At 67.7% G+C, this 2,635-nt stretch carries 3 protein-coding genes; all 3 read right to left on the bottom strand.

Annotated features, from left to right (window positions below; genetic code table 11):
- On the bottom strand, positions 1–419 hold a 419-nt coding region (locus AAC083_RS21395), incomplete at its 3' end, for an ATP-binding cassette domain-containing protein (protein WP_146181545.1).
- Positions 420–435: 16 nt separating this feature from the next.
- Positions 436–2,121 (bottom strand): ABC transporter permease, encoded by a 1,686-nt coding sequence (locus AAC083_RS21390; protein ID WP_108535557.1) that lies wholly within the window; start codon positions 2,119–2,121, stop codon positions 436–438.
- Positions 2,121–2,635: ABC transporter substrate-binding protein (locus AAC083_RS21385; protein ID WP_108535556.1), on the bottom strand; the 515-nt coding region annotated here is incomplete at its 5' end. The genes AAC083_RS21390 and AAC083_RS21385, both read right to left, overlap by 1 nt.

The following is a 2,635-nucleotide window of genomic DNA, read 5'->3' as shown; positions in this document are numbered from 1 at the left end:
CCGCCGGAGAGCTGCTGCGGCAGCTTGTCAGCCTGATCCGCCAGCGCGACCTGCGCCAATGCGGTTAGCGCCTTTTCCCGCCGCGCGTTTTTTCCCTTGATAGCCGCAGGCATGCCGAACATCAGGTTCTCCGCCACCGTCAGATGGTCAAACAGCAGGTCATCCTGAAACAGCATGCCAATGTGGCGCGCCTGGGGGGGCAAGGGGGTAAGCAGTCGCTCGTCGAGCCATATTTCCCCCTCCAGCCGGATGGGTCCCCTGGGGGGCAAGACCCCCGCCAGCGCCGCCAGCAGCGAGCTTTTGCCGCAACCGCTTGGCCCCATCAGGGTCAGCACCTCGCCCGGCGCCACCTGCAGTGCAGGCAGCGACAGCAGCAGGTTTTCATCGAGATAGAGGCGAAGGGGCGTGGTGTTTAGCATCGGCAAGTTCTCGTGTTCAGCGGGCGCCCTTGAGCGCTGGATTGAGCCGGGCCGGCAGCCAGAGCGCCAGCAGATAGATAACGAGCGGCAGCAGCAGTTGCAGCAGGCCGTAGAGGCCCGCCAGCCGCCGATTGAGGCCGCTGCCGATGGCCACCGCCTCAGTCGTGATGGTGACCACCCGGCCCGCGCCAAACAGCAGGGTCGGCAGATACTGGGCCATACTCACCGCCGCCCCCACCGCCAGGGCAAACAGCAGCGGGCGGGCCAGCAGAGGCCCCTTCACCTGCCACCAGACACGCCAGGGGCGGGCACCCAGCGTCAGCGCGGCTTGCACAAGGCGCGGGTCGAACTGGCGGTAGGGACCGTGCAGGCAAAGGTAGACGTAGGGGAAGACAAACAGCAGCTGGCTCCAGAGCACCCAGCCCCAGCCGATGCCATGGGCTGTCCAGCGAAGGCTAAGCCAGTCGAGCCCAAGGCGGATGCCAAACAGCAGGCTGGCCTGGGGCAGCAAGAGTGGCAGACAGATGAGCCAGAGCGGCCAGGGGCGGCGACCCTGTTGCGCCTCCAGGCTCAGCACTGCCATCACCAGTGCCAGCAGCCCGCTTGCCAGTGCCAGCAGGGCACTGTGGGTGAGCAGCGGTATCAGGCCCGGCAGCAGATCTTGCCAATGCTGGCCGCTCCACTGGCTTGGCAACAGGTCGGGGAAGGACCAGCGCCGCGCCAGTGACCAGAGCAGCAGCGCCCCCAGCACCGCCAGATTGACCGCGATCAGGACAAATACGCTGCCGCTGGCCAGGTTGGCGGCCAGCAGGCCAGGCTCGGTCCGGCGGCCATCGAGCCAGATGTGCTTGCCGATAGTCGTATGGCACCACTCCAGCAGCCGCACACCGGCGAGCAGCAGCAGGCTGAGGGCGAGCAGCAAGAGGGCTCCGCTGGCGGTGGCGCCACGCCAGACGAGATCCGGATCCTGATACCAGAGCCACAATCTGACCGCCAGCGGGGCGGGGGCATCGGGCCCCAGCAGCTGGGCCAGATCCACCACGGCCACTCCGTAGGCGGCCACCGCATAGAGGGGCAGGCGCAGGGCGGGCCAGAGCGCTGGCAGCCGCAAGCGCCACCAGATCTGCGGCGCGCTGAACCCCATGCTGGCACCGAGCCACTGCTGGCGAGCCAGCTTGGCGGGATCCAGTGCGGCCAGCGCCATCAGCAGCAGAAAGGGCGTTTCTTTCAGGATCAGGGCGAGGATCAGCCCAAGGCCCAGCGGATCTTTGATGGTCTGCCAGTCGGGGGGAAACTCAACGCCAGTGAGTGCTGGCGAGATGAGGCGCAGCAGCCAGCCGGAGGGGGCGAGCAGAAAGGCCAAACCGATGGCAAAGGCGACGTGGGGCAGTGCCAGCAGGGGAGAGAGCAAGCGCTGCAGCAGGGAAAAGGCCCGGCTCTGTGCTCCCTGCTGGCCGCTGTGTGCCAGCAGCAGTGCCGTCAGCAGCAGGCTGCCCAGGGTCGAGGCGGCGCCAATCCAGAGGCTCAGGGCAGCCGAGTGCCAGAGGCCGGGCTGGGCCAGCAGCAGCTGAAGGTGCGGGGGGGCCATCCCTTCGGCCAGCAATAACCCGATTCCCCCCAGCACAGGGACGGCCAGCAGGGCGGCGTAGCCAGCGCCAAAAAACGGGCGCCAGTTGGATAGGATTGGGCCGGCCAGGATCATCAGTGAGCGTAGCGCTCGGCCCAGGCCGCTTCGAGTCGTAGCTGCCAGCTGGGATGGGGCTCGCCCACAGCCTTGAAGCGCAGCGCAGACGCCTGTTTGGCCGAGACCGGCAGGGCGCTGGCTTGTAGCACGCTGGGATCGCCCCAGAAGGCGGGCTCGGCCTTGCGTACCTGGGCCACCGGGCTCAGCAGGAAGTTGGTCACCACCTTGGCGCCGGCCCGGGCGCTGGCGTTGAAGGGGATGGCGAGGAAGTGGCTGTTGGTCAGCGCCCCCTTCTCCATGGCGACGGCCACCACATTGGGGGGCAGGGTGCCGTTTTGCACCGCGCTCTGGGCCTCCTGGGGGTTGAAGCTGATGGCCATGGCGAGCTCACCATCATCGAGCAACTGGCGGGTCTCGGCGGCGCTGGCGGGGAACAACTTGCCCTTGCGCCAGAGCGCCGGATGCAGTGCATCGAGCCAGGCCCAGAGCGGGGCAGTGAGCCGGTCAAAGTCGGCGTCGGTCGCCTCCCGAT

The organism is Aeromonas sp. HMWF014 (genome assembly GCF_963878295.1).
GTDB lineage: Bacteria > Pseudomonadota > Gammaproteobacteria > Enterobacterales > Aeromonadaceae > Aeromonas > Aeromonas popoffii.
This window is presented reverse-complemented; position numbering and strand designations above follow the sequence as displayed.